At 66.7% G+C, this 25,013-nt stretch carries 20 protein-coding genes; 7 read left to right on the top strand and 13 right to left on the bottom strand.

Translation table 11 applies throughout. The features are described from left to right. Nucleotides 1-68 precede the first annotated feature (68 nt). Nucleotides 69-989, top strand: a complete 921-nt coding sequence (locus L6Q67_RS09770) for an AraC family transcriptional regulator (RefSeq protein ID WP_296568532.1) — start codon at nt 69-71, stop codon at nt 987-989. Here L6Q67_RS09770 and L6Q67_RS09765 read toward each other — a convergent pair whose 3' ends face one another. The 3 genes from L6Q67_RS09765 to L6Q67_RS09755 all read right to left on the bottom strand — a co-directional run bounded on the left by L6Q67_RS09765 (nt 990) and on the right by L6Q67_RS09755 (nt 4,887). Next, entirely contained in the window at nt 990-2,189 is a 1,200-nt protein-coding gene (locus tag L6Q67_RS09765) for a DUF2252 family protein (RefSeq protein ID WP_296568530.1), read from the bottom strand. A gap of 107 nt (nt 2,190-2,296) precedes the next feature. Then, on the bottom strand, nt 2,297-4,150 hold the full coding sequence (locus L6Q67_RS09760; RefSeq protein ID WP_296568528.1) for a 5'-nucleotidase C-terminal domain-containing protein: 1,854 nt from the start codon (nt 4,148-4,150) through the stop codon (nt 2,297-2,299). 92 nt (nt 4,151-4,242) lie between these two features. Further along, nucleotides 4,243-4,887, bottom strand: coding sequence for a response regulator transcription factor (locus L6Q67_RS09755; RefSeq protein WP_296568526.1), 645 nt, complete (start codon nt 4,885-4,887; stop codon nt 4,243-4,245). Between the two features lie 114 nt (nt 4,888-5,001). On the opposite strand from L6Q67_RS09755, the gene L6Q67_RS09750 reads away from it, so the two are divergent. The 4 genes from L6Q67_RS09750 (at nt 5,002) to L6Q67_RS09735 (ending at nt 10,378) form a co-directional block, all read left to right on the top strand. Beyond that, nucleotides 5,002-7,083: a TonB-dependent siderophore receptor gene (locus L6Q67_RS09750; RefSeq protein WP_296568524.1), complete on the top strand. Its 2,082-nt coding sequence runs from the start codon at nt 5,002-5,004 to the stop codon at nt 7,081-7,083. Nucleotides 7,084-7,097: 14 nt separating this feature from the next. Then, nucleotides 7,098-8,006 (top strand): ABC transporter substrate binding protein, encoded by a 909-nt coding sequence (locus tag L6Q67_RS09745; RefSeq protein ID WP_296568522.1) that lies wholly within the window; start codon nt 7,098-7,100, stop codon nt 8,004-8,006. Next, entirely contained in the window at nt 8,003-9,895 is a 1,893-nt protein-coding gene (locus L6Q67_RS09740; protein ID WP_296568520.1) for an ATP-binding protein, read from the top strand. Before L6Q67_RS09745 ends, L6Q67_RS09740 begins: the two co-directional genes overlap by 4 nt. Before the next feature lie 66 nt (nt 9,896-9,961). After that, nucleotides 9,962-10,378, top strand: a complete 417-nt coding sequence (locus L6Q67_RS09735; protein ID WP_296568518.1) for a PhaM family polyhydroxyalkanoate granule multifunctional regulatory protein — start codon at nt 9,962-9,964, stop codon at nt 10,376-10,378. 26 nt (nt 10,379-10,404) lie between these two features. Here L6Q67_RS09735 and L6Q67_RS09730 read toward each other — a convergent pair whose 3' ends face one another. The 8 genes from L6Q67_RS09730 to L6Q67_RS09695 form a co-directional block, all read right to left on the bottom strand. After that, a complete protein-coding gene (locus L6Q67_RS09730; protein WP_296568512.1) occupies nt 10,405-11,334 on the bottom strand; it encodes an AEC family transporter in 930 nt (309 codons plus the stop codon). A 175-nt stretch (nt 11,335-11,509) separates the two neighbouring features. Continuing rightward, nucleotides 11,510-12,745, bottom strand: coding sequence for a phenylacetate--CoA ligase family protein (locus L6Q67_RS09725; RefSeq protein ID WP_296568509.1), 1,236 nt, complete (start codon nt 12,743-12,745; stop codon nt 11,510-11,512). A gap of 73 nt (nt 12,746-12,818) precedes the next feature. Then, a complete protein-coding gene (locus L6Q67_RS09720) occupies nt 12,819-13,619 on the bottom strand; it encodes an ABC transporter ATP-binding protein (protein ID WP_296568507.1) in 801 nt (266 codons plus the stop codon). A 204-nt stretch (nt 13,620-13,823) separates the two neighbouring features. Continuing rightward, nucleotides 13,824-15,149, bottom strand: a complete 1,326-nt coding sequence (locus L6Q67_RS09715; RefSeq protein WP_296568505.1) for an ABC transporter substrate-binding protein — start codon at nt 15,147-15,149, stop codon at nt 13,824-13,826. A 70-nt stretch (nt 15,150-15,219) separates the two neighbouring features. Further along, on the bottom strand, nt 15,220-16,287 hold the full coding sequence (locus L6Q67_RS09710; RefSeq protein ID WP_296568503.1) for a branched-chain amino acid ABC transporter permease: 1,068 nt from the start codon (nt 16,285-16,287) through the stop codon (nt 15,220-15,222). A gap of 21 nt (nt 16,288-16,308) precedes the next feature. Further along, complete coding sequence (locus L6Q67_RS09705) at nt 16,309-17,235, bottom strand: branched-chain amino acid ABC transporter permease (protein ID WP_296568500.1); 927 nt, start codon at nt 17,233-17,235, stop codon at nt 16,309-16,311. 18 nt (nt 17,236-17,253) lie between these two features. Next, a complete protein-coding gene (locus L6Q67_RS09700; protein WP_296406283.1) occupies nt 17,254-18,036 on the bottom strand; it encodes an ABC transporter ATP-binding protein in 783 nt (260 codons plus the stop codon). A 13-nt stretch (nt 18,037-18,049) separates the two neighbouring features. Then, a complete protein-coding gene (locus L6Q67_RS09695) occupies nt 18,050-20,023 on the bottom strand; it encodes a long-chain fatty acid--CoA ligase (protein ID WP_296568498.1) in 1,974 nt (657 codons plus the stop codon). A gap of 399 nt (nt 20,024-20,422) precedes the next feature. Here L6Q67_RS09695 and L6Q67_RS09690 point away from each other — a divergent pair, with 399 nt between their 5' ends. Further along, on the top strand, nt 20,423-22,198 hold the full coding sequence (locus L6Q67_RS09690) for a protein kinase (RefSeq protein WP_296568496.1): 1,776 nt from the start codon (nt 20,423-20,425) through the stop codon (nt 22,196-22,198). Next, nucleotides 22,195-23,394, top strand: coding sequence for an OmpA family protein (locus tag L6Q67_RS09685; RefSeq protein ID WP_296568494.1), 1,200 nt, complete (start codon nt 22,195-22,197; stop codon nt 23,392-23,394). The genes L6Q67_RS09690 and L6Q67_RS09685 overlap by 4 nt, the downstream gene beginning before the upstream one ends. An 85-nt stretch (nt 23,395-23,479) precedes the next feature. Here the strand turns inward: L6Q67_RS09685 and L6Q67_RS09680 are convergent, their stop codons facing one another. Next, complete coding sequence (locus L6Q67_RS09680) at nt 23,480-23,803, bottom strand: hypothetical protein (RefSeq protein WP_296568492.1); 324 nt, start codon at nt 23,801-23,803, stop codon at nt 23,480-23,482. Between the two features lie 187 nt (nt 23,804-23,990). Continuing rightward, a complete protein-coding gene (locus L6Q67_RS09675) occupies nt 23,991-24,962 on the bottom strand; it encodes a hypothetical protein (RefSeq protein WP_296568490.1) in 972 nt (323 codons plus the stop codon). Between the last annotated feature and the right edge of the window lie 51 nt (nt 24,963-25,013).

The raw sequence follows: 25,013 nt of genomic DNA, 5'->3' as shown, positions 1-25,013 counted from the left end.
TGTCTCACCTCCGCTGATGGCCTTCATGCCGGCGATAATTCCGGATATGCCCGCAACAGGAAGAAACCATGACCGAATCAGGCCTTTCCGCCCGCAGTTCATCCTTCAGGCTCGAGGCGGCAAGCCTGGCGCTGGCCGATCTCATTGAACGATATTGCACCAGCGACGGCCCGAACACCACGCCGATCCCGGGCCTCAGCCTGTTCCGGGCATCCAGTACGAGTACGCCGATCTGCGCCATCTACCGCTCGATCCTGGCGGTGGCCGCCCAGGGCTGCAAGCGCCTGAGCCTGGCCGACGAGACCTTCCACTACGACAGCCGGCATTACCTGATCACCTCGGTGGATCTGCCAGTGATGGGGCAGATCACCGAGGCCTCGCCGGAGCGCCCCTACCTGTGCGTGGTGTTCGACATGGACGCGCGGCGCATCGCCGAGCTGGCCGGCAGCATGCCGGTGGCCGCGCTGCCGCCGGCCAGCGGCCCCCTCGGCCTGGGGGTGAGCCCGCTGACCACACCGGTGATGGACGCGGTGCTGCGCCTGGTCGGGCTGCTCGACACGCCCCATGACATCCCGGTGCTGGCGCCCCTTTACGAGCAGGAGCTTCTATACCGCCTGCTCACCGGCGTTCAGGGCGCCCGCCTGCGCAGCATCGCGGCGGCCGATGGCCAGGGGCAGCGCACCGCCCGGGCCATCGACTGGATCAAGGGCAATTTTGACCAGCCCCTGTCCATCGACGCCCTGGCCGAAGCCGCCAACATGAGCAAATCGTCCCTGCACCACCATTTCAAGGCCCTGACCGCCATGAGCCCGCTGCAGTACCAGAAGCAGCTGCGCCTGCAGGAGGCGCGCAAGATCATGCTGACCGAAGCCGTGGATGCCGCCACGGTGGCCCGCCGGGTGGGCTACGAGAGCCCGTCCCAGTTCAGCCGGGAATACCGGCGCCTGTTCGGCGCGCCACCGATGCGCGACGTGACGCGGATGCGCTGATCAGGGCGCGAAGGCGCCGTCGTCGTAAGCTTCCGCGTAGATCTTCCAGTGCTGCCGGAGCTGGGCAGCACAATCCTGCGCAGCGCCGAGCAGCGCCTTGCGCCGACACTCCCCGGCATACCCGATCAGGGCATCGGCGATGGCCGAGCCGTCGCGCCCGCTGCTGCGCAACTGGGCCGAGGCAACGATGCTCCCCATGCTGGCCAGCACCCTGGCGACGGCACCCTCGCCGGAGCGCGCCACGTCCAGGCTCACCCTGTCCTCGCTGGGCTGCAGGGCCCGCAACATGTAGGAGCGCTTGCGGAAGCGCACGGGCTCGAGAAAGGCCATCGGCACGGCCTGCATGCGGCGCTGGATGGCCACCACCCGCTCGGCCTCGGCGCGCCAGGCAGGCTGCGCCGTCGCCACCCGTGGCAACACCGACGAGGGCAGGGCCTCCTTGAGGTCGAGAAGTTCGTTGCCATCCGGCGAGCCCTTGCCGCGGACGAGAATCACGTAGCGATCCACCCCCAGGCTGCCGTTGCCCGCAATCCGCCGGGCCACGTCGAGCACCTCGAAGAAGCCCGGGTCGGCATGCTGTTTGGCGAGCCCCTCGATCAGTGCGCAGACGCGCTCCCGCTGGGTCTCGGTGACAGGCAGGGCCTTGCCGTTGTCCAGGCGCAGACGCCGATGCTTGCCGGTGAGCGTGGTGCGCCCCTCAAGGAAGGCCGGCCGCAGGCGGCCGTGCAGCCCGGCCAGCAGGTCGTGGACCAGGCCCTCTGCAGTGTCCCGCTCGACCCAGCCGGCGCGGCCGGAAGCAAGGCTGGCCAGGTAGGCATCCAGAAAGACAGCGCCCAGGGCACGGGCCTCCTTCTTGCCCACGCCCAGGTCCGGCGCCGCCACCAGCACGCTGCACAGGAAACGCACCAGGTCCAGGCTGGCAGGCGCCAGCAGGGCTTCGTCGAAGTCGTTCAGATCGAAATAGACCAGCCGGTTGTCGCCCTTGTAGCTGCCGAAGTTCTGCAGGTGCAGGTCACCGCAGGACCATACCGGCGGAGGTGCATCGAACAGGGGATCGGCGGGGAGGCGCCGGTAGAACAGGTGGCAGGTGCCGCGCAGGAAGACGAAGGGGCTGGCCCGCATGTTGCGATACTTGAGGCGCAGGCGGTCCGGATCGCGACCGGCGTTGAAGGTGAGAATCTCGTGGACGACATCCGGCATGAGATGACCTCGTGGTGTGCATGCCGGTCATGCTACCCCGGCTGGCATGTAAAAAGCCCCGCCGGAGCGGGGCATGAAGTGAGCTGTGCTCCCCGGGGGGAGAAAGCTCAGGGGGTTTCGCTGTACTGCTGGGTGCTGCGGTTGGCGGCCGCCGGCTTGGCCAGGGGCGACTTGCTGCGCACGTACTGCAGGAAGGAATCGGCGTAGTCCAGGAAGGTGTCCTCACGCTGGGCGGCGGGGATGGTCTTCAGGGTGTCGTACTTGTCGCCGCCGTCGGCGGTGAAGTTGTTGGTGATCACCTTGTAGCTGGCCGCCGGGTCGAGGGGCTTCCAGGTGCCGGTGCTGTCACGCAGTTCCAGCTGGCTCACCCGGCTGCCCTTGGCCTGGTTCATGTCCACCGCGAAGCGCAGGCCGCCGGTGTAGGGGTAGGCACCGGAACCCGTGCCGTTGAGCACCGAATCCACCCCGTCCTCCAGGGCCGACTTGACCTGGGCGCCGGTCATGACCAGGCGGTACAGAGTGTTCTTGAAGGGCAGCAGGGTATAGACCTTGCCGACCGTGATGTTGCCGGCGGGGATGTCCACCCGCACGCCACCGGCGTTCTGCAGGCTGATGTCGGCACCGCCGAAACGCTGCCCCTGCTCCAGGAAGGCCTCGGCCACCAGTTGCTGGATGTCGCCGCCGTGGGCCACCACGCTGGCGTCCAGGTTGCACACATCCCCCAGGGAAGAGCGGCTGGTGTCACGCTTGCTGCCGGGCACCCGGCGCAGGCACAGGTTGTCGGTGGTGGTGCCGGCCACCTGCAGGCCGAGGGCGTCCTTGGCCGCCTTGAAAGGCGCCAGGGCCGCCGTGGCCGCCGCCGCGGGCGTGGTGGTGCGGAATACGCCGGAGGCGTCGAGCTGGCTGCGATAGGCTGCCGCATCCGCCGCCGAGGCGGCAGCGGTGCCCACCTTGTAGCTGTCACCCACCAGCACCTGGGGCTTGCCGGAACAGGCGGTGACCTTGCCGCTGGCGTCGAACTTCACGTCGAGGGCGCCGACGGCGTAGGAGTACTGCCAGGCCTGGGCGATGCAGACCTTGCTGCCGTCCTTGTCGACGGTCTGGGTGGGGTAGGCACCCGACGGGGTCAGTCCGTAGCCAGCCATGCTGTCGGGGCCGAGCAGGGTGTGGGAGTCGCCGCCGATGATCACGTCGACACCGGACAGCTTGGGGGCGATGGCCTTGTCGGCGGCGTAGCCCAGGTGCGACAGCAGCACGATCTTGTTCACGCCGCGCAGCTTGAGCTCGTTGATGACGGTCTGGGCCGCAGTGGCTTCATCCTGGAAGCGGGTGCTGGCGTCGGGGCGCGAGGCGAACTGGGTCTTGTCCTTCACGGTGAGGCCGATCACGCCGATCTTCTCGCCGTCCTTCTCGATGATCCGGTAGGCCCCCATGCGGCCCGCCAGGGCCGTTCCGGCCGCCGGCTCGACGTTGGCCGACAGCACCGGCGTCTGGCAGGCACCGGCGTGGAGGTAGTCGATGAACTTGACCAGGCCGGCGTCGGCACCGTCGAACTCGTGATTGCCGATGGACATGGCATCGAAACACACCGTGTTCATCAGGGTCGCGTCGGCCTGGCCTTCGCTCTGGGTGTAATACAGATCGCCGGTGATGGCGTCACCGGCGTGGAGCTTGAGAACGTTGCGGCCCGGAGTGGCCAGGGCCTCCATGGCCGCCGTGACCCGGGCGAAGCCGCCCAGATCCACCGTCACCGAACGGGTGGTGCCGGCGGCATCCTTCAGGGTCAGGGTGGTGGTTTCGGCGTCCAGGTGGGAGTGGTGGTCGTTGATGTGCAGGATCGTCAGATCCAGGGCATGGGCACCGCCATCACTGCCGCCACCACAGGCGGAAAGGGTCAGGGCACAGAGGGAGAGGGCCACGGACTGGGCCAGCACGGTTCGGGAGCTTTGCAGGAGGGACATGGCATTCGCCGGGAGTTTGAATGCCCGGCAGACTATTCCGCCTGCGTTAAACGCCCGTGAACGGCCGATGACAGCCCAGTTGGACGTGTCGCTCAGACCCGCAGGCCGGCCCGGGTCATCATCAGCAGGGCCTGGGCCCGGCTGGTCACGCCGAGGGCACGCAGGATGGCCGACACGTGCACCTTCACGGTGCCCTCCGACAGCCCCAGAAACTCGGCGATGTCCCGGTTGGACTTGCCCTGGGCCACCAGTTCGAGCACCCGCCCCTGGGCCGCAGTGAGCTGGAAGCGCTCGGCAAAGGCCTGGCTGGCGCGGCGGTTGCGGTTGCTCCCGTCACTGCCGATGGCGGCCTCGGGGGTGAACACCCCACCGGAGAGGATGGTGCGCACTGCCTCGATGAGGGTATTGCTGGGGCTGGCCTTGGAGACGAAGCCCGAGGCGCCGGCCTTCAGGGCCCGGTGCACCGACTCCCTGTCGTCCAGGGCCGACACCACCAGGGCCGGCACGGCGGGGAAGCGCTTGGCCACCACCCCCAGCAGGGAAAAGCCGTTGATCTCGGGCAGCATCAGATCCACCACCACAAGGTCGCAATCGGAATCGGCTTCGAGCAGGGCCAGCGCGTCTGCGGCGTTGCTGGCCTGCTCGCACACCACGTCCTCGCGCACCTGGGCGAGGGTGAGGGCCATGGCCTCGCGCACCAGCACGTGGTCTTCAACAATAAGAATGCGCGTCTGCATCAGTGTCGCTTGCTCACGGATATCTAAACTGGATTGGGTAGCCCCTCAGTTTAGCCTACCCAGACCCGGGCAAAACGGAGAAAATTGCGATCCCGGGCCGCCACGCCGCAAATCATGCCCATCCCCCACGCCACGCCATACTCCCCAGCCCTTCGCGCCCTGGTCACGCTGACCCTGCTGCTGCCCCCTGCCCTGCCGGCCCAGGCCGAGATCCCGGAGCCAGACGCCGACGAAGCCGCCTATCTGGCCGACCTGCCGGTGGTGCTGTCGGCCACCCGGCTGCAACAGGCGAGGGCCGACACCCCCGGATCGGTGATGGTCATCGACCGCCACATGATCCGCGCCTCGGGGGCCCGCAACATCCACGAGCTGTTCATGCTGGTGCCGGGTTTCCAGGTCGGCCTGCATACCGCCAACCAGCCCCTCGTCACCTATCACGGCCTGTCCGACGAAGCACCCCGGCGCATGCTGGTGCAGGTGGACGGACGCTCCGTGTACTCGCCCTACTTCATCGCCGGCGTCGAATGGAACCAGCTGGGCGTCGACATCGACGACATCGAGCGCATCGAGGTGTTTCGCGGCTCCAACTCTGCAGCCTACGGCAGCAATGCCTTTCTCGGCGTCGCCAACATCATCACCCGCCCCCCTTCGGACACCCGCGGTGGCAGCCTGCGCTACCGGGCCGGCAACAGCGGTATCAACGACGTGAGCGTGCGCCTGGGCAAGCGCCTCGGCGACGTGGACCTGCGCATCACCGCAGCACGTAACTACGACCGCGGCCTCTCCGCCATCAACGACTGGCGCAAGTCCGAGCTGGCCACCCTGCGCGCCGACTGGGCCATCAACCACGATCATGTGCTGGAGTTCCAGGCCGGCTGGACCAGCAACGACCAGGGCACGGGCAAGGACGGCAACCCCACCGACCCGGAGCGCACGGCCCGCATCGCCAACACTTTCGGCCTGCTGCGCTGGCGGCATGCCCCCGCCCCGGACGAGGAGCTCAGCGTCACCTGGTATCACCAGGAAGAGAACGGCCGTGACCGTTTTGCCCTGAGCGTCCCCATCCCGCCCCAGCAATCCGGCCTGCCGGTGACCATCGGCCTGCCCTTCGATTTCGATTACGGCTTCCGGACGGTCCGCGACGATCTGGAGATCCAGCGCATCACCAGCCTCGCCCCCACCCTGCGGGCGGTCTTCGGGGCGGGCATGCGCGAGGACAAGCTCGATGCGCCGCTGCGCTTCAATTCGGACGAACGCGTGCGTCACGGCGTCAATCGCGCCTTCGGTACCCTCGAGTGGCGTGCCTCTCCCGACTGGCTGTTCAATGTCGGTTTCATGGCTGAAGACAACTCCCTGACCGGAACTTCGCTGGCACCGCGGGCATCAGCCAATTATCATATGACGGAAAACCAGACCCTGCGTCTCGCCATCAACCGTTCATACCGGAGCCCCACTGCCTTCGAGCAGAAGTCCAGCATGATTTTTTCCACCTCCGCGCCGGTCGTCACGCCCCTCATGACGATCCCCGCGGGCACCCCCATCTCCCAGACTTTCCGGCCCTCTCCCGGCCTGCGGGCCGAGCGCATCACCACCTACGAGCTGGGTTACCTCGCTGAACTGCGCCCGTTTCAGGCCAGCATCGACGCCCGCCTGTTCCTCGAGCGGGCCCGCGACCTGATCGAGATGCGCCTCGAGAACTCCACCGTCGGCCTGATCCCGCGCAACAACACCCGCTACTTCGCCAACAGCGGCGAGGCCGACATCCGGGGCCTTGAAGTGCTCGCCACCTGGCGCCCGGCTACCGGCACCTGGCTGTCGGTGCATCACACCGAGCTGCGGGTCGATGGCCCCGGCGACCCGGCCACCGCCAGCGGCGCCCAGCCCAGCGGCTGGGTCGCCAACTCCGCCCCCCGGCACAGCTCCGGGCTCTTCGGCGCCTGGGAGTTCCACCCCCGCTGGCAGGTCAGCGTAGCCCGCCGCTGGGTGGGCGGCATGAGCTGGTACGCCGACGCCGAGCACCGCATCCGCATGTACCGCCAGCTCGACCTGCAACTGAGCCATCGCCTTCCCCCCGAACTGCTCCGCGGTGAAATCGCCCTCACCGCCCGCAACATCGACGGTGATGACGAGACCTTCGCCCCCCGGGCCTCCTGGTGGGGCCGCCAGGTCTTCGCCACCCTCCAGCTCGAGTTCTGATCCGGATGGGTCCTGTGCTGCGCCTCCTCATCCTTCTCGCGCTGGCCCTGGGCAGCCGCTGGGCCCTCGCCGGGCAGGCCTGCCTGGTGATGTCGGAAGAGGGGAGCGCCTTCAGTGAAGCGGCCGACGCCCTGGGCACCGAGCTGCGCAGCGCCGGGCACCGCCTGCAGACCCTTCCCTCCCCCCTGCGCGGCGACGACAACGCCACCCTCAACAACTGCGCCCTGATCATCACCCTGGGCGCCCGGGCCGCCCAGAGCATTACCGCCCTCGCCCCGCGCAGCCTCGTCCTCCATACCCTGCTGCCGCGCAGTGCCTACGAGCGCCTGCCCGTGCGCGCCGAGGATGCCCGCCGGGTGTCGGCCGTCTTCATCGACCAGCCGGCCCCCCGGCAGATCGAACTGCTGCGCATTGCCCTGCCCGAATGGTCGCGGGTGGCCCTGCTGGTCGGGCGTGAAAGCCTCGAACTGGGGCAACGCCTGCAGAGCGCAGCCCGGGACAGGCGCCTGCGCCCCACCTTGGCCCAGCTCAGCGAGGAAAGCGAGCTCTACCCCACCCTGCAGCGTGCCCTCGCCGAGCCGAGCATCCTCCTCGCCATGCCGGACTCCACGGTTTACAACAACCGCACCATCTCCAACATCCTGCTCACCGCCTATCACCAGCGCTCCCCGGTGGTCGGCTTCTCGCCCGCCTACGTCAAGGCCGGCGCCCTGCTGGCCCTCTACAGCACTCCGGCCCAGGTGGGCCAGCAGGCCGGTGAGGCCGCACGCCAGGGGCTCACCACCGGTACCCTGCCGCCACCGGCTGCGCCGCGCCATTTCCGCGTCAGCACCAACCCCTACGTGGCCCGTTCCCTGGGCATCATCCTCGACGAACCCGGCGCCCTGCGCGAGCGCCTCGAACGGGCCGAGGGCAACCCATGATCACCCCCAACGACTGGGATATCCGCCCCCGCGCCGTCCTGATCGCCGCCCTGCCCACCACGGTGATGGCCCTGGTGCTGATCGCCTACTTCACCTCGTCCCGTCTCTCCGACCTCGAGGACGCCCACTCCCAGCGTGGCAAGGCGCTGGCCCGCCAGCTGGCCGCCGCCAGCGAATACGGGGTGTTCTCCGGCAACCTGGAGAGCTTGCGCAAACAGGCCAACTCCATCCTCCAGGAGCGGGATGTGATCCGCGTCGCGGTGTTCAGCCCCTTGCAGGAAGTCCTCGCCGACAGCACCCGCAGCGCCCCCACCAGCACAGGCCTCAGCGCCCGGGAGCGCAGCCGCCCGCTGCTGTTTCGCGAGCAGGTCACCGGGCCCGGCATCACCCTCGACGACACCTTCCTCGAAACCGGCAGCAGCGGTGCGGCACAGACACCGGTACGCCACGGCGAAGTGCTTGTCGAGATGAGCCGCGACTCCCTGCGTACCGAAGAAGCACGCCTGCTCCGGAACGCCATCCTGATGGTGGCCGCGGTGCTGTTCGCCAGCGTGGCCCTGGCCCTGCGCATGAGCCGTGGCATCTCGGGCCCCATCCTGCGCATTGCCTCGACGGTGGCCAGCTTTGGCCAGGGCAACCTGAGCAGCCGGGTTCCCGTCGAAGGGGGCAAGAGCCTGCGCACCCTCGCCGAGGGGGTCAACGACATGGCCGACAAGCTCAGTGCCTCCCGGGAAGACCTGGAGCGGCAGATCGCCGCCGCCACCCGGGAGCTGATGCAGAAGAAGGAAGAAGCCGAGCGTGGCAACCAGGCCAAGACGCGCTTCCTCGCCGCCGCCAGCCACGATCTGCGCCAGCCCATGCACGCCCTCGGCCTGTTCGTCGCCGAGCTTGGGCAAAAGCAGCACGCCCCCGACACCCGCCGGCTGGTCGAGCGCATCGCCGTGTCGGCCGAGACCATGGAGAACCTCCTCGACAGCCTGCTCGACATCTCGCGCCTCGACGCCGGCGTGCTCGACCGCCAGATCAAGCCCTTCCCGGTGCAGCCCCTGTTCGAGCGCATCGACGTCGACTACCGGCGGGAAGCCGAGCTCCATGGCCAGCGCCTGCGTCTGCGCCCCACCAGCCTGTGGGTGGAGAGCGACCCCCTGCTCCTCGAGCGGATCCTCCACAACCTCATCAGCAACGCCCTGCGCTACGCCCCTGGCGGCACGGTAATGCTGGCCTGTCGCAGACGGGGCGCCAAGGTCCGCATCGAAGTCCGGGACAACGGCCCGGGCATCTCACCCGACGCTCAGGAGGCGATCTTTCAGGAGTTCGTCCAGCTCGACAACCCGGAGCGCAACCGGGCCAAGGGCCTCGGCCTCGGCCTGGCCATCGTGCGCCGCCTCACCGACCTGCTGTCCCACCGCCTGGAGCTGCGCTCCACCCCCGGCCACGGCGCCCTCTTCGCCCTCGAACTTCCCCTTGCCACCGCCAGCGTGATCCCCGAGGGCGCGCCGCCGCCGCCGCCCCACTCCCTGCACGGGCTGCACGTGCTGCTGGTCGATGACGACGAACTGGCCCTGGCCAGCACCACCGGCCTGCTGGAATCCTGGGGCTGTGCCGTAACCGCCACCGACACACCGGACACCCTGTTCTCCGCCCTCGCCGAGCACACCCTGCCCGACATGATCGTCTGCGATTACCGGGTCGGCAGTGCCCTCAACGGGCTGGCCGTCATCCAGTCGCTGCGCCAGCATTTCGGCAGGCAGGTGCCGGCCATCATCCTCAGCGGCGACACCTCGGCCACCACCACCGGCGAGGCCCAGAGCGCGGGCATTCCCCTGCTCCACAAACCTGTCCGGCCCGCCCGGCTGCGCGCACTGCTGCAACGCAAAACCCAAGCCTGATGCAGGCGGGAAGTGCATCGGGTACTATCGAAGCGTCAATAACCAGTTGAAACAAGGGGGAGAGCGATGAGCACCGAAAACAATGCACAGGATCCAATGGAATTCATGCGCAGCATGTGGAGCAAGATGGGTTTCAGCCTGCCCGGCATGGTCACGCCGACCCTCGACGTGGACGAACTCGACAAGCGCATCTCCGACATGAAGGCCGTCGAGAACTGGCTCAAGATGAACCTCAGCTCCCTGCAGATGGCCACCCAGGGCCTCGAGATGCAGCGCGCCACCATTGCCGCCATGCAGGCCATGAGCAAGGTGGCCGCCGAAGGGGGCCGCAAGGACGGCGACGAGAGCGCCCAGCCCAACCCCTTCGCCAGTGGCATGTGGCCCTGGAACCTGATGCAGAACGCCGCCGAACAGAATGCCGCGGCAGCGGCGGCCCCGACGCCGGCCGCGCCGGCCAAGGGCAAATCGAAGGAAACGAAGTAGTCAGCCCGCCGGGCCGGGCGCCGGGTTCAGGCGCCCCAGCCCGTCAGCAAGGCCAGCCAGGCGGTCAGCGTGACCGCCGCCAGCACCGTGGTGGCCGAAATCAACCAGGCCACCCCCGGCCCGTCCCCGCCCATGCGCATGGCCAGAATGTAGGCCGATGACGCGGTGGGCAGCGCGGCAAACAGCACCGCCGTGGCAAACGCCGTCCCGCTCAGGCCCAGCAGGCCACCCAACCACCAGGCGATGGCCGGCAACGCCAGCAGCTTGACCGCACACAGGTAGGCCGCCCCGAGCCGCCCCCCCTCACTCCGCCCCCCTCGCAGGGCCGCCCCCACGGCGAGCAGACCGAGGGTCACCGCCGCATCGGCCAGGCGCTGCAGGAAAGGCTGCACTGGCCCCGGCAAGTGCAGGCCGGAAAAGCTGAAAGCCATGCCCGCCAGCGTGGCAACGATCAGGGGGTTGCGGGCCAGTTCCCGCCCCAGCCGCCCCTGACCGTGGTGGGCGAGGAAGCCGACCGCCGCCATGTTGGCAAAGGGCACCATCGCACCACACAGCGCCCCCATCGCCGCCACCCCCGCAGCACCGCCAAACTTGCCGGCCACCGCAATCCCGATATAGGTGTTGAAACGATAAGCACATTGCAGCCGCGAGGCGAAGGCCATCGCCCCCAGCCCCATCAGCGGCCGCCCCAGCAGCCCCAGCAGCAGCCCGCTACCCATGGTCAGCAAGCCCACGGCAAACAGGGGCGCGAAAGTGTGCAGGTCGATCTGCGCCCGCGCCAGGGCGTTGAACAGCAGAGCGGGGAACAGCACGAAGTAGACCAGCTTCTCCACCCCCTGCCAGAAACCATCCTCAAGCCCCGCGTGACGGCGCAGCACCACTCCGAGGGCAATCAGGGCGAAATCGGGCAGGAGGAGCAGGAAGCTCTGCATGACGAACAGGGCGGGCACCGCCATCGGGGACAGGCTGCGAGTGTGCCAGAAGCCCTCCGCCCCCGACCATGCGGGTTAGCCACAGGCCCGCGCCGCCGTCCCGGGCCACTCACGGCATCGGTTGCGCCGTCCTTCAATGGCCGAAAAAAACGCCGGCAGAACCGGCGTTGTCAAAACACATTCTGCTGAAGGATTCGCTTCACTCGTACTTGCGCACATCGTCGATGACCTTGCCGTCATTGGCCAGGCTTCCCGGAGCGCAGAAGCACACCTCGCCACGCAGCTTGGTCAGCTCACGGATCGAAGCGGCAACCGCCTCGGCCAGCCCCTCCGCCGGCGCCGCGTGCTCGCAGTGCAGGGTCATGCGGTCGTTGTGATCCGGGTTGTCCACCACCAGACGCCCCCGACCGATTTCCGGGTGGCGCTTGAGCACCGCCGCCACCTGGCCCGGATGCACGAACATGCCCTTGACCTTGGTGGTCTGGTCGGCGCGGCCCAGCCAGCCCTTGATGCGGACATTGGTCCGGCCGCAGGGCGAGGCGCCCGGCAGCACGGCCGACAGGTCGCCCGTACCAAAGCGGATCAGGGGGTAATCGGGATTGAAGGTGGTCACCACCACCTCCCCCACTTCGCCGGGCGCCACCGGATCGCCGGTGCCGGGGCGGACGATCTCCAGCAGCACGTCCTCGTCCAGCACCAGCCCCTCCCGGGCTGGGGTCTCGAAGGCGATCAGGCCCAGGTCGGCGGTGGCGTAGGCCTGGTAAGCCTGGATGCCGCGGGCAGCCAGGGCCTCCCGCTGGCTGGGGGGAAAGGCCTCACCGGAGACGAAGGCCTTCTTCAGGCTGTCGATCCTCACGCCCAGCTCGTCGGCCTTGTCGAGAATGATGCGCAGGAAGGACGGCGTACCGGCATAGGCGTCGGGGCGCAGATCCTGCATGGCCGCCACCTGTTGCTCGGTCTGCCCCACCCCGGCCGGGAACACGGTGCAGCCGAGGGCGTGGGCGGCGGTCTCCATCATCGAGCCGGCCGGCGTGAAGTGATACGAAAAGGTGTTGTGCACCAGATCGCCGCTGCGGAAACCAGCCGCATAGAAGGCCCGGGCCAGACGCCAGTAGTCCTTGCGGGCGCCCTCCGGCTCGTAGATCGGTCCCGGTGAGGCGAACACCCGGGCGCAGCCGGCCCCCCACTGCACCGCCGCCAGGCCGCCAAAGGGGCGGGCAGCCTTCTGCATCTCGGCCAGATCGGACTTGCGGGTCACCGGCAGGGTAGCCAGGGCTTCGCGGGTGTTGATGCTGGCCGGGTCCACATCCTTCAGCAGGGCAGCAAAAGCCGGCGCGTGGGCCTTGGCATGAGCCACCTGGGCCGGCAGGCGGGCCAGCAGGTCACGCTCCCGCTCGGCGGGGTCGCGGGTTTCACGGGCGTCGTAGTAGTTCATGGTTTCTCCGCGAGCGGAAAGTTGTTCTTGTATGCAGTCCTGCGGTCCTTGCCCGTGACGGGCGCCTCGTTGCTCAGGAGAGCCAGCGCTTGCGACGACGATAGTGCTTGACCTCGCGGAAGCTCTTCCGCCCCTCGGACGACAGCCCGAGGTAAAACTCCTTCACATCCTCGTTGGTGCGCAGATCGGACGCCTCGCCCTCCATCACCACCCGGCCGTTTTCCAGGATGTAGCCGAAGTCGGCATAGCGCAGGGCCACCATGGTGTTCTGCTCGGCCAGCAGGAAGCTCACGTTCTCCTTGCTGTTGAGGTCCTTCACGATCTCGAAGATCTCCTCGACGATCTGCGGGGCGAGGCCCATGGAGGGCTCGTCGAGCAGGATCATCTCGGGCTTGGCCATCAGGGCGCGGCCGATGGCGCACATCTGCTGCTCGCCACCGGAGGTGTAACCCGCCTGGGAGGTACGCCGCGTCTTGAGCCGGGGGAAATAGTTGTACACCTTGTCCAGGCTGTCCTTGAGCTCGGCCCGGGACTGGCTGCGGGTGTAGGCGCCGGTGAGCAGGTTCTCCTCGATGGACAGGTGGCCGAAGCAGTGGCGTCCTTCCATCACCTGGATCACCCCGCGACGGACGAGGTCGGCGGGGGTCAGCTGGTCGATACGGCTGCCCTTGAACTCGACACTGCCCTTGGTCACGTCGCCGCGCTCGGCGCGCAGCAGGTTGGAGATCGACTTGAGCGTGGTGCTCTTGCCGGCGCCATTGGCGCCGAGCAAGGCGACGATCTTGCCCTGGGGCACCTGCAGGGAGACACCCTTGAGCACAAGGATGACGTGGTCGTAGATGACCTCGATGTTGTTGATGCTGAGGTAAGACATGGCAGCGGCCATCCCCTTTTTACGGGCGACTCACATCACCCTCGATCTTGTTCTGTAGCGAAAACCCAATCTTCCGGCACCTGGGATGGCGAGAAACCGTAGCGGGCACCCCGAGGTCGCAAGGAGGAACGGAGCTGTACTGGAGTACAGCGAGTACCGGACTTGCGAGATCGGGGTGCGCAGTAGGTTTATCGCCCCCCCAGGTCAGCTTTCTTTGCTGCAGTCGCGGGGCTTGATGCCTTTTTCCTTGGCGTAGGCGGCAGCCGACTCCTCGATCATGCCGCGCACCAGCGGACGGTCGGATTCGACCCAGTCGGTGATGACCTTCCACTGGTTGCCGTCCCACTGCTGGAACTTCACCTTGCCCGGGCCTTCGTGGTCGGCGCAGGTGATCTTGAGCGGCGGCATGAAGCCGGTGGCGCCGAGGGCCTTCAGGCGGGCGTCGTCGAGGTTGAGGTTCTCGAAGCCCCAGCGCACCTGCTCGCCGGTCAGGGCCTTGCCCTTGCCATACTTCTCCTGGGCCTTGCGGATCGCCTCGACGGTGATGATGCCGTGCACCACGCCGCGGTTGTAATACACCGAGCCGACGCGGGTCTTGTCTTCCATGTTGCCCTTGCTCTTGCCGTACACGTGCTTCTTGATGTCGGCCACCACCGGGTAATTGGCACCGGCCACGTTGAAGCCGGCGGCGATGAAACCCTTGGCGGCAGGGCCGGCCGGGATGGTGTCTTCCTCGGCACCGGACCACCACACGCCGATCAGCTTCTCGCGGGGGAAGCCGGTCTTGGCGGCAGCCTTGATGGCGGTGGGGTTCATCACGCCCCAGCCCCACAGCACCACGTAATCGGGCTTGGCCTGGCGGATCTGCAGCCACTGGGACTGCTGCTCGTTGCCCGGGTGGGCCACGGCGATCTTGATCACTTCAAAGCCGTGCTTGGCAGCCAGCTTGTCCATGATGGCGTGGGACTCCTTGCCGTAGGCGGAGTCGTGATAGAGCAGGCCGATCTTCTTGCCCTTCAGCTTGTCCATGCCGCCTTCCTTCGTGCCGATGTAATTCACGATGGCGGAAGCCTGGGACCAGTAGGTCGTGATCATCGGGAAGACCCACGGGAAGATCCGGCCGTCGGCGGCGTCGGTGCGGCCGTAGCCGATGGTGACCATCGGGATCTTGTCCTGGGCGACCTTGTCCAGGACCGAGTAGGTGATGCCGGTGGAAACCGGCTGGAACACGGAGTTACCGGTGCTGCCCTTCTTCTTCAGGCGCTCGTAGCACTCCACCCCCCGGGCGTTGTTGTATTCGGTCTCGCACTCTTCCCAGGTCAGCTTGACGCCGTTGACGCCGCCGTCGCGCTCGTTGACGAGCTGCATGTAGTCGATCCAGCCGCCGAACAGGCCCGAGCCGCCGGCCGCATAGGGGCCGACGCGGTAGCTGGGCAGGCCGATGAACTGCTCCTCGTTGGCAGTGGCCAGGCCGGAACCCAGCAGACCCGCCATGACGGCACCCAGAACGAAGGTTTTCTTCAGCTTCATGTGTTTGTCTCCTCTTTTATATGGTGTGGATGCTGCTCGCGGTGGGCGGAGGTCGCCCGGACGCTTTCGGTTAATGGGGGAAGGGCCACAGGCGCAGCTTCTCCTTGGCGATCTGCCACAGGCGGGCCAGGCCATGGGGCTCGACGATCAGGAAGAAGATGATCAGGCCGCCGAAGACGATGAGCTGGAAGTTGGACACGAAGCCCGCCCCGAGGGCATCGCCGAAAATGGCCGGCACCACGTTGTCCAGGAAGATCGGCAGCAGCACGATGAAGGCCGCACCGAGAAAGGAGCCCATGATGGAGCCGACCCCGCCGATGATGATCATGAACAGGATCTTGAAGGACAGATCCAGGTTGAAGCCCTCGGGCTCGACGGTGCCGATGTAGGTGTAGGCATACAGGGCACCGGCCACGCCACAGTAGAAGGAACTCACCGCGAAGGCCAGCAGCTTGGTGCGCATCAGGCGGAAGCCGATCACCTGGGCCGCCACGTCCATGTCCCGCACCGCCATCCAGGCGCGCCCGGTGGAGGAGCGCACCATGTTCTTGGCCAGCAGGGCCATGAAGGACACGATCAGGAAGGTCAGGACATACTTGGCCTCCGGCGAAACGAAGGTGTAGCCGAGGATGGTCACATCCTGAGCCGTCACCACCCCCGACGACGAGTTATTGGAGAACCACGGAAACTTCACCAGGGCCCAGACGATGAAGAACTGGGCCGCCAGAGTTGCCACCGCCAGGTAGAAGCCCTTGATGCGCAGGCTGGGCAGGCCGAACAGAATGCCCACCGCCGCAGCGGTCAGCCCCGCCAGTACCAGCGCCAGCAGAAAGGGCATGCCCTCGATGCGCAGGATGAAGTTATAGGCCGCAAAGGCCCCCACCGCCATGAAGGCCGCGGACCCGAGGGACAGCTGGCCGGCGTAGCCGGTGAGGATGTTGAGGCCGATGGCGGCCAGGGAGAAGATCAGCACCGGGATCAGGATGGCCTTGAGCCAGTACTCGTTGGTCAGCAGGGGCACGGCCACGCCGAACACCAGCATCAGCAGCCAGAACCCGATCTTGTCCTGACGGATCGGGAAGATCTGGGAATCTTCGGCGTAAGTGGCCTTGAACTGGCCGGCTTCACGGTAAAGCATTGTTGTTGCTCCTTGTCTCTGTCAGACGCGGTCGATGTGCTTCTCGCCGAACAGCCCTTCCGGCCGTACCAGCAGGAAAGCCAGGGCCAGCATGTACGGGAACCAGCCCTCGATGCCACCGCCGACGAAGGGGCCCACGTACACCTCGGCCAGCTTCTCGGAGGCGCCGATGATCAGGCCGCCGATGATCGCGCCAGGCACCGAGGTGAAGCCGCCCAGGATCAGCACCGGCAGCGCCTTGAGGGCCGTGAAGGTGAGAGCGAACTGCACGCCGTTGCGGGCACCCCAGATCATCCCGGCCACCAGGGCCACGAAGCCCGCCACGGCCCACACCACCCGCCAGATGGTCTGCAGCGGGATGCCGATGGACAGGGCGGCCTGGTGATCATCCGCCACCGCGCGCAGGGCACGGCCCACCTTGGTGTATTGGAAGAGGATGGCCAGCAGGGCCACCAGGGACGCCGCGACGCCGGCCGCAAAGAGGTCGAACTTGGAGACGCCGATCTCGTAGTTGTCCATCAGCCAGGCGATGGGCTCATCGACGATGCCCAGATCCAGGCCGCGCACGTTGGCCCCCCACACCATCTGGGCGATGCCCTCGACCACGTAGGTGAGGCCGATGGTGGCCATGAACAGGGTGATGTGGGGCTGATTGACCAGGGGCCGCAGCACGATGCGTTCGGTGGCGATGCCCAGCACGATCATTGCAACGAAGGCCAGCAGAAAGGCCAGCCAGAACACCGCGCTGCTGTCGGCCTCGAGGCCCAGCCAGCCGGGCAGCACCTCCTGGAAGCCGACAAAGGTCAGGGCGGCGAAGAACACCATCGCCCCCTGGGCAAAGTTGAAGACGCCGGACGCCTTGTAGATGAGCACGAAGCCCAGGGCGACCAGGGCGTACATGACGCCCGACAGCAGCCCCCCGACAAGTACCTCGATGAAGAATTGCATTTGTCTTTTCTCCCCGCCTTAATGCGACGTACCCAGGTAGGCCTTGATGACCTCGGGGTTGTTCTTCACTTCTTCCGGCACGCCGTCACCGATCTTCTTGCCGTAATCCAGCACCACGACCCGGTCGGAGATGTCCATCACCACGCCCATGTCGTGCTCGATGAGGACGATGGTGGTGCCGTAGTGGTCATTCACGTCGAGGATGAAGCGACACATGTCCTGCTTCTCCTCCACGTTCATGCCGGCCATGGGCTCGTCCAGCAGCAGGATGTGGGGCTCGGCAGCGAGCGCCCGGGCCAGCTCTACCCGCTTCTGCAGGCCGTAGGGCAGGCGCCCCACCGGGGTCTTGCGGATGTCCTGGATCTCGAGGAACTCGATGACTTCTTCGACCTTGATGCGGTGGGCAATCTCTTCCTTCTGCGCGGCACCCCAGTAGAGGGCGTGCTGCAGGAAGTTGCACTTCATCTTGAGGTTGCGCCCGGTCATGATGTTGTCGAGCACGGTCATGCCCTTGAACAAGGCGATGTTCTGGAAGGTACGGGCGATGCCCTGCTCGGCGGCCTCGTGGGGCTCCATCTTTTTGCGCAGGGCCCCCTTGAAGAAGATCTGCCCTTCCTGGGGGTGATACACGCCGTTGATCACGTTGAGCATCGAGCTCTTGCCGGCGCCGTTGGGGCCGATGATGGAGCGGATCTCGTGCTCCTTCACGTTGAAGCTGATGTCGGTCAGCGCCTTCACGCCGCCGAAGCGCAGGGAGATGTTCTGGAGGTCGACGATCACGTCGCCAATCTGTCTGGCCATGTCGGTCTCCGTCTCAGGCCGCCTTCCGCGCCTGGGGCGGGAAGGTCTTGGCGTCCTCGATGCGCAGGTTGGCGGACACCTTGTTGGTGCGGCCATCCTCGTAGGTCACCTGGGTTTCGATGAACTGCTCCTTGCGGCCGGCGTAAAAAGCGTCGATCAGCACCTCGTACTTCTCGGCCACGAAGTTGCGGCGCACCTTGCGGGTGCGGGTCAGCTCGCCGTCATCGGCGTCGAGTTCCTTGTGCAGCACCAGAAAGCGCTTGATCTGGGACTCGCTCATGTTCGGGTCGCTGGCCAGATCGGCATTGACCTGCTCGACGCACTCGCGGATCAGCTCGTACACCTGGGGCTGGCTGGCCAGATCGGTGTAGCCGGCGTAGGCCATGCCCTTGCGCTCGGCCCAGTTGCCCACCGCTTCCAGGTCGATATTGACGAAGGCGGTGACGAAATCACGCTTGTTGCCAAAGCACACCACTTCCTTGATGTGCTGGAAGAACTTGAGCTTGTTCTCGATGTAGTTGGGGGCAAACATGCCGCCCCCGGTGAGCTTGCCCACATCCTTGGCCCGATCGATGATCTTCAGGTGACCGTCCTCGTCGAAGAAGCCCGCGTCGCCGGTCATGAAGTAGCCCTCGGCGTTGATGGACTCGGCGGTGGCGTCGGGGCGCTTGTAGTAGGCCTTCAGCAGCATCGGGCCCTTGACCAGGATCTCGCCGTTGTCAGCCAGCTTGACCTCCACGTTGGGCGCCGGGGTGCCCACCGAGTCGAGCTTGATCTGGCCATCGGGCTGCAGGCAGACATAGGCGCAGGTTTCGGTCTGGCCGTAGAGCTGCTTGAGGTTGATGCCGATGGAGCGGTAGAAGCGGAACAGGTCGGGGCCGATGGCCGCACCGGCGGTGTAGGCCACGCGGATGCGGCTCATGCCCAGCACGTTCTTGAGCGGGCCGTACACCAGGATGTTGCCCAGGGCGTACTGCAGGCGGTCGGCGGCAGAAACCGGCTTGCCGTCCAGGATGTCCGCGCCGCAGCGCTTGGCCACGTCCATGAAGTGCTGGAACACGCTGCGCTTGATGCTGCTGGCGTCCTCCATGCGGATCATCACCTGGGTCAGCAGGTTCTCGAAGACCCGCGGCGGGGCGAAGTAATAGGTGGGGCCGATCTCGCGCAGGTCGCCCATCACCGTTTCGCCGGACTCCGGGCAGTTGATGGTGAAGCCGGCCACCAGGGCCTGGGCATACGAGAACAGGTGGTCGCCCACCCAGGCCATCGGCAGGTAGGACAGGATGTCGTCCTGATCGGTGAGCTTGTCGAAGCTGCAGCCGCCCTGCGCCGCGGCGATGAAGGCGGAGTGACTCTGACAGACGCCCTTGGGCTTGCCGGTGGTGCCGGAGGTATAGAGCATCACCGAGACGTCCTCGGGGCTGCCCTTGTCGATCTCGTTGCCCAGGAAGTCGGGGTGGTTCTGGTGGTGGATGCGCCCCATCTCCAGGACTTCATCCAGGCCGTGCAGGAAGCGCTGGTTGTAGTGACGCAGACCGCGGGGGTCGTCGTAGATCACGTGCTCGAGCAGGGGCAGGTCGCCCTTGATCTCGAGCATCTTGTCCACCTGTTCCTGGTCTTCCACGCAGGCGAAGCGGATCTCCGCGTCCTGCATCACGTAGGCCATCTCCTGGGCCACCGCATCCTGGTACATCATCACCGGGATGCCGCCCAGACACTGGGCCGCCGCCACCGACCAGTACAGGCGCGGCCGGTTGTCTCCCACCACCGCCAGGCGGTCGCCGCGCTTGAAGCCCAGCTCTGCCAGGCCGCTGGCAATCGACCTCACCCGCTCGGCCACTTCGGCCCAGGTGTAGGTCTGCCAGATCCCGTATTCCTTCTCGCGCATCGCCGGCCGGTTGGGCCGCTGCTGTGCGTGGTGCATCAGCAGGCGCGGAAAAGTATCCAGGCTCGCAGAATCTGCGGCTGTCGCTCGGGTATTGGACATACCCCATCCTCCTCCGGTTTGTCTCGGTCTCGTCCCCGCCGCTGCACTGCCCGTCCCTCACAAGGGCCCGACAATGGCGACGGATTGTCTTTTTTGCTGACGGCCAGTTTTGCAAACCAAGTTTGCTCAACTGTTTTTCAAATGTACGGAATTGTGAAAGGGCCGCACCGTGACCCATCACGCAGCCATTTCTCCGTGGAACGGTGACGGTGCGAGGAATTTGATACAAAATGCGGCCCAGTGCTTCGTTATGGGTCGCGCCGCGAGCAGCGATGCTCTTTCCATGATCCGCCGTGAATGACGATGAGCTCCCCCCAGACCGGTAAAGGTGACTCGAGCAAGCCCACCAGGGGCTTGTCGCTCATGCCATCCACCAGTGTCGTGAGCGGAATGGGGCAGATGCATCATGGGAGCAAGGCGCGGGACAACGTCCTGCCCCCGGGCACCGGCCTCGGCGAGTTCGAAATCACCGACCTCATCGGTGAGGGCGGGTTCGGAATCGTCTATCTCGCCTACGACCACATCCTTCAGCGCAAGGTCGCCATCAAGGAATACATGCCGGCCTCCCTGGCCAGCAGGGCGGCGGACGGAGCAACCATCCACCCCACCTCCGACAGGACGGCCGAGGCCTTCCAGAAGGGCCTCTTCAGTTTCATCAACGAAGCCCGGCTGCTGGCCCGCTTCGATCACCCGTCGATGGTCAAGGTGTTCCGTTTCTGGGAAGGAAACGGCACCGCCTACATGGCGATGCCCTTCTACGACGGCCCCTCCCTGCGCCAGATCCTGCAGGAACAGGACGTGCCCCCCGACGAAGCCTGGCTGATGGAGATCGTCCGCCCCCTGCTGGATGCCCTCGAGATCCTCCACGACGCCCAGTGTTTTCACCGCGACATTGCGCCGGACAACATCATCGTCCTGGGCAGCCATCAGCCCGTGCTCCTGGATTTTGGCGCCGCCCGCCGGGTGCTGAGCGAGTCTGCCCAGGCCCTGACGGTCATCCTCAAGCCGGGCTACGCCCCCATCGAGCAGTACGCCGACGTGGCGCAGATGCGCCAGGGTGCGTGGACCGATCTGTATGCGCTGGCATCCGTGGTGCATTTCGCGATCCACGGCAAGCCCCCGCCCACCTCGGTCACGCGGATGATTTCCGATCCGCTGCAGCCGCTGGCCACGACGGCGGCAGGGCGTTACAGCGAGCGGTTTCTGCTCGCCTTCGACGCGGCGCTCGCAGTGCTCCCCGACCAGCGCCCCCAATCGGTGGCCGAGATGCGTCTCCTGCTCGGGATTCCGCCCCGCAGCACGACGGCCGCGCATTCGAACGAACCCAGGCCCGGCGGCCCGCGAACGGCACTGGACCCGGAACGCACGGTGCAGCTCGACAATGTCTCCCGAGCCGCGACGACCCACTCGCCTCCCGCCGAGACCCCGGCAGTTTCCGTAGCCCCACCGCCCCAGGTGGCCGCGCCGGCCACTGCACCGACCCCTGCGCCTGCCTCACGCTCCCCGGCTCCTGAACCCGCAGCAACCGTCGACGCGGCGCCCCCCCAGGCAGCGCAGGGCAGCCACCGTGGCCTCATCGTCGCGGGGCTTGTCATTCTTGCGCTGATCGCCGCTGCCGCCGCTTACCTGAGCAGGAGCGGCGACCGTCCCTCACCCGCAGCCCCGTCCGCCCCTGCAGCGCAGCCCCCGGCCCCGGTGCAGACACCCCCACAAGCCCCTGCGCCACAGCCAGCGCCCGCCCCGGCAACACCGACGGTTCAACCCCCTCCGCTCGCCCCCGCCACGGCGGAGCCGCCCAGGACGCCTCCGACCGAGGCCGTTCCGGCGAAGAGCGAACCCGCTCCCCCTACGGCCAGCACGAAGCCCGTGGAGAAAGCGGCCGAAAAGGCGACCGGCAAGGCGCCTGAAAAGTCAGCCGACAAACCGTCCGAGAAGGCGCCCCCGGCAAAACCGCCGGCGACGGCCCGCCCACCGGCAACCGAGCCCCAGAAGCCCGCAGGGCGGACCCCGACATCGTCCGCGGACGAAAGGGGAGCCGCGCCAGAAGTCGACCGCACGCCCAAACCGCAGGCTGCCCGCAAGTCGTCCCGTTGCTCCGATCTTCTCCACCGGATCACCCTGGGCGAAACCCTGTCCCCGGAAGATGACAACACGATGAAAAGAGAATGCCGATGAGATCGATCCCTTCATGGCTGCGGACCCGGCTCGGTATCGCCGCCTGCGCCCTGCTTGTGGCCTGCGCCACCCCGCCCCAGGCCACCACCACCAAGGAGCTGCCGTTTGAGCAGGCAGTCGCCCAGGCAACCGAAGACCTCTTCAAGCAGACCCAGGGTGATCTGCTGTCCAAGGTGGAGAGCAAGCTGGCCCGCCGCACGATTGCCATCGATCCGCTGCTGGACGGCCGCACGGGCCAGCAGACCGCCGTCACCCGCAGCATCGAGAAGAGCATCACCGAGAAGATCAAGGCGGCCTATCCCCAGTTCGATGTGCTGCCCTTCCAGAGCAGCAGCATGGGCAAGACCAACCTGATCCTCACGGGCACCCTCACCCGCGACAACGCCGCCGGCGCCCCGCCGAAGCGGCTGCGCCTTGCGCTGGCCCTGACCGACCTTAGAACCGGCAAAGTCGTCGCCCAGGCCAACTCGCTGACCCGTGACGACGGCCTCGACACCAAGCCGACTCCCTTCTACCAGGACAGCCCGGTGATCATCCGCGACCGCACCATCGATGGCTACGTGAAGACGGCAGAAACCCCGCCCGGTCAGGCCGCCGATCCGGCCTACCTCGAAAAGATCGTCACCGCCGCCCTGATCGAAGAAGCCCTGGGTGCCTACAACGATCAGAACTACGCCGACGCCCTCCGCCTGTACGAGCGCTCCCTGGCCTCGCCGGGTGGGGACCAGCTGCGTGTCCACACCGGCATCTACCTGTCCAATCTCAAGCTGGGGCGCAATGGAGAGGCGGAGTCCGCATTCGGAAAGATCGTCTCCTCGGGACTCGCCAACAACAACCTGGGGGTCAAATTCCTGTTCCGCCCGGGCTCGACGGAGTTCTGGCAGGACGCCAAGATCAGCGGCCCCTACACTTTCTGGCTCCGGCAGATCGCCCGCCAGAGTGCGGCAGCCAAGGTGTGCATGAACATCATCGGCCACACCAGCAAGACCGGCTCGGAACAGACCAACGACCGTCTGTCCCAGCAGCGCGCCCAGTTCATCAAGCAGCGCCTTGAAGCGGAGGCCCCGGAGCTGGGCGCCCGCACCCGCGCCTCGGGCCAGGGCTTCCGTCAGGCCCTTGTCGGCACCGGCAGCGACGATGCAAGGGATGCCCTGGATCGCCGGGTGGAGTTCAAGCTCTCCAGCTGCCCCCCCTGAACGCAGCAGCGGCACAGCTGCCCGGGTGGCCGTTCAGCCGATGCTGAACGGCTTCTGCAGCCGGGGCAGCCGCGCATCCCATGGATCAGTTGGTGCCTTCACCACCGATCGGCCCCAGGTAGTTCTTGAGCTCATCCCACTGGGAGTACGGGGCCCCCTCCCGATAGCCGGCACTGCGCGTGGTGCTGTAACGGTCGTCGTACTTCATCATGTCGGTGCGGACCGGCCCCTGGGGTCCGGCAGCGGTGGGCTCCATGGCGTCATACATGTCACCGGACGACATGCCCCGTTGATGCAGGGCCTTGATGTCGTCATACATGGTGTATTCGGCACTGGCGACCGGAACGGCGCTCAGAACACTTCCGAGGATCAGGCCGGCACAGACCTTCATGGCGAGACGTGTCTTCATTTTGTCTTCCTTCGGCGAAATTCCTCCCTGTTTCTGCATTAATCAACCAGCCCCCGTTGCGGGGGTCTGACTGCCATGTCACCGGCCCGGGCGAGCCTGTTTCGAGGTCCGGGAGGACCGGATAGACACCTTCATCTTAGTCGACAGAATTACTCGGATAAGACGAAAGTGATGGTTCAGGATGCCCTCAACGGGCCCTGGCCAGCAGCCCGTCGGCGGCCGGCAGGGCAGGCATCACGCCGTCCACGCCCACAAGGGCGAGCACCTGCCCTACCAGGGCACGATGCTGCAGCGGCGCGTGGCGATACCAGTGGGCCAGGTAGCGCCGCAAGCCGGCACGGGCATCCTCCGGCGCCAGATTGAGGTAGCCCAGCGCCTCCCAGCGTCCCCCGTCCTCTTCGAACAAGGGCAGCATCAGGGTGGCGACCAGTTCGTTCTTCTGGCGCAGGTAGGGGTCACTGCGCAGGGCGGCCTCGTTCTCCTGCAGCCACTGGGCCAGGGGCGTGTCGGCGGGCAGCCGGCGGTGCCCCTCGGCAATCAGGAGATCGAAGAAACGGCGCAGCACAGGGCCCTCCTCCGCCCAGCGCGATCCCGCCGGAGCCGCCTCCCATTCCGCCGCCAGATGCTTCAGCACATACAGGGAGGCAGTCTCGCAGAGCGCCTCCTCGAACCACTGATTGGCGTGCGCCCCCTCCCCCCCGGCCTCCACGTGGGCATCGTGGTTCGACAGCAGGTGGCAAAGTTCGTGGGCAAACTCGTAGGCATACAGGTGCCAGTTCTCACCCCGGGCATGCAGGCGGATCCGGAACTCGCCCTGGGCGCCCCGGCCATACAGCGCAACGGGCGGCCCCTCGGTATGGGTGACCACGATGGGGACGCTCGGACGCCCGGGCAGGCGCGACAACAGAGTTTCGGCGGTGGCCTGCAGGACGCTCTCGATATCGTCCCGGGACACCCGCCCCCAGCCGCCCCCGTGCACCTGGATGCTGAGGCCGGGCTTGCGGCCCGCGCCGGACTTCTTGCCGGCGGGTGGCAACTCGCCACCGGCCCAGGCCACCGAACACCACAGGGACGCCAGGATGAAGGGCATGCGTACCCCCCGGAGCAGCACGCCCCCCGCGCCCCTGGAGAGAAACGGGAAACGCCATTGGGTGACCATGCACAAACCTCCCTGAAAACGGGGTGATTGTCTGAAGCATAGCCGGCCACG

The sequence above is a fragment of the Zoogloea sp. genome, from assembly GCF_023150065.1.
Classification (GTDB): Bacteria; Pseudomonadota; Gammaproteobacteria; order Burkholderiales; family Rhodocyclaceae; genus Zoogloea.
The sequence above is the reverse complement of the archived record's forward strand: the minus strand, read 5'-3'. Positions and strand labels throughout refer to the sequence as shown.

Coding starts and splice junctions, on each gene's coding strand:
- L6Q67_RS09770 (WP_296568532.1), top strand. CDS start 69: ATGACCGAATCAGGCCTTTCCGCCCGCAGTTCATCCTTCAGGCTCGAG.
- L6Q67_RS09680 (WP_296568492.1), bottom strand. CDS start 23,803: ATGAAGACACGTCTCGCCATGAAGGTCTGTGCCGGCCTGATCCTCGGA.
- L6Q67_RS09675 (WP_296568490.1), bottom strand. CDS start 24,962: ATGGTCACCCAATGGCGTTTCCCGTTTCTCTCCAGGGGCGCGGGGGGC.
- L6Q67_RS09685 (WP_296568494.1), top strand. CDS start 22,195: ATGAGATCGATCCCTTCATGGCTGCGGACCCGGCTCGGTATCGCCGCC.
- L6Q67_RS09725 (WP_296568509.1), bottom strand. CDS start 12,745: ATGAACTACTACGACGCCCGTGAAACCCGCGACCCCGCCGAGCGGGAG.
- L6Q67_RS09720 (WP_296568507.1), bottom strand. CDS start 13,619: ATGTCTTACCTCAGCATCAACAACATCGAGGTCATCTACGACCACGTC.
- L6Q67_RS09730 (WP_296568512.1), bottom strand. CDS start 11,334: ATGGCGGTGCCCGCCCTGTTCGTCATGCAGAGCTTCCTGCTCCTCCTG.
- L6Q67_RS09705 (WP_296568500.1), bottom strand. CDS start 17,235: ATGCAATTCTTCATCGAGGTACTTGTCGGGGGGCTGCTGTCGGGCGTC.
- L6Q67_RS09695 (WP_296568498.1), bottom strand. CDS start 20,023: ATGTCCAATACCCGAGCGACAGCCGCAGATTCTGCGAGCCTGGATACT.
- L6Q67_RS09755 (WP_296568526.1), bottom strand. CDS start 4,887: ATGCAGACGCGCATTCTTATTGTTGAAGACCACGTGCTGGTGCGCGAG.
- L6Q67_RS09735 (WP_296568518.1), top strand. CDS start 9,962: ATGAGCACCGAAAACAATGCACAGGATCCAATGGAATTCATGCGCAGC.
- L6Q67_RS09710 (WP_296568503.1), bottom strand. CDS start 16,287: ATGCTTTACCGTGAAGCCGGCCAGTTCAAGGCCACTTACGCCGAAGAT.
- L6Q67_RS09690 (WP_296568496.1), top strand. CDS start 20,423: ATGCATCATGGGAGCAAGGCGCGGGACAACGTCCTGCCCCCGGGCACC.
- L6Q67_RS09750 (WP_296568524.1), top strand. CDS start 5,002: ATGCCCATCCCCCACGCCACGCCATACTCCCCAGCCCTTCGCGCCCTG.
- L6Q67_RS09740 (WP_296568520.1), top strand. CDS start 8,003: ATGATCACCCCCAACGACTGGGATATCCGCCCCCGCGCCGTCCTGATC.
- L6Q67_RS09715 (WP_296568505.1), bottom strand. CDS start 15,149: ATGAAGCTGAAGAAAACCTTCGTTCTGGGTGCCGTCATGGCGGGTCTG.
- L6Q67_RS09760 (WP_296568528.1), bottom strand. CDS start 4,150: ATGTCCCTCCTGCAAAGCTCCCGAACCGTGCTGGCCCAGTCCGTGGCC.
- L6Q67_RS09700 (WP_296406283.1), bottom strand. CDS start 18,036: ATGGCCAGACAGATTGGCGACGTGATCGTCGACCTCCAGAACATCTCC.
- L6Q67_RS09765 (WP_296568530.1), bottom strand. CDS start 2,189: ATGCCGGATGTCGTCCACGAGATTCTCACCTTCAACGCCGGTCGCGAT.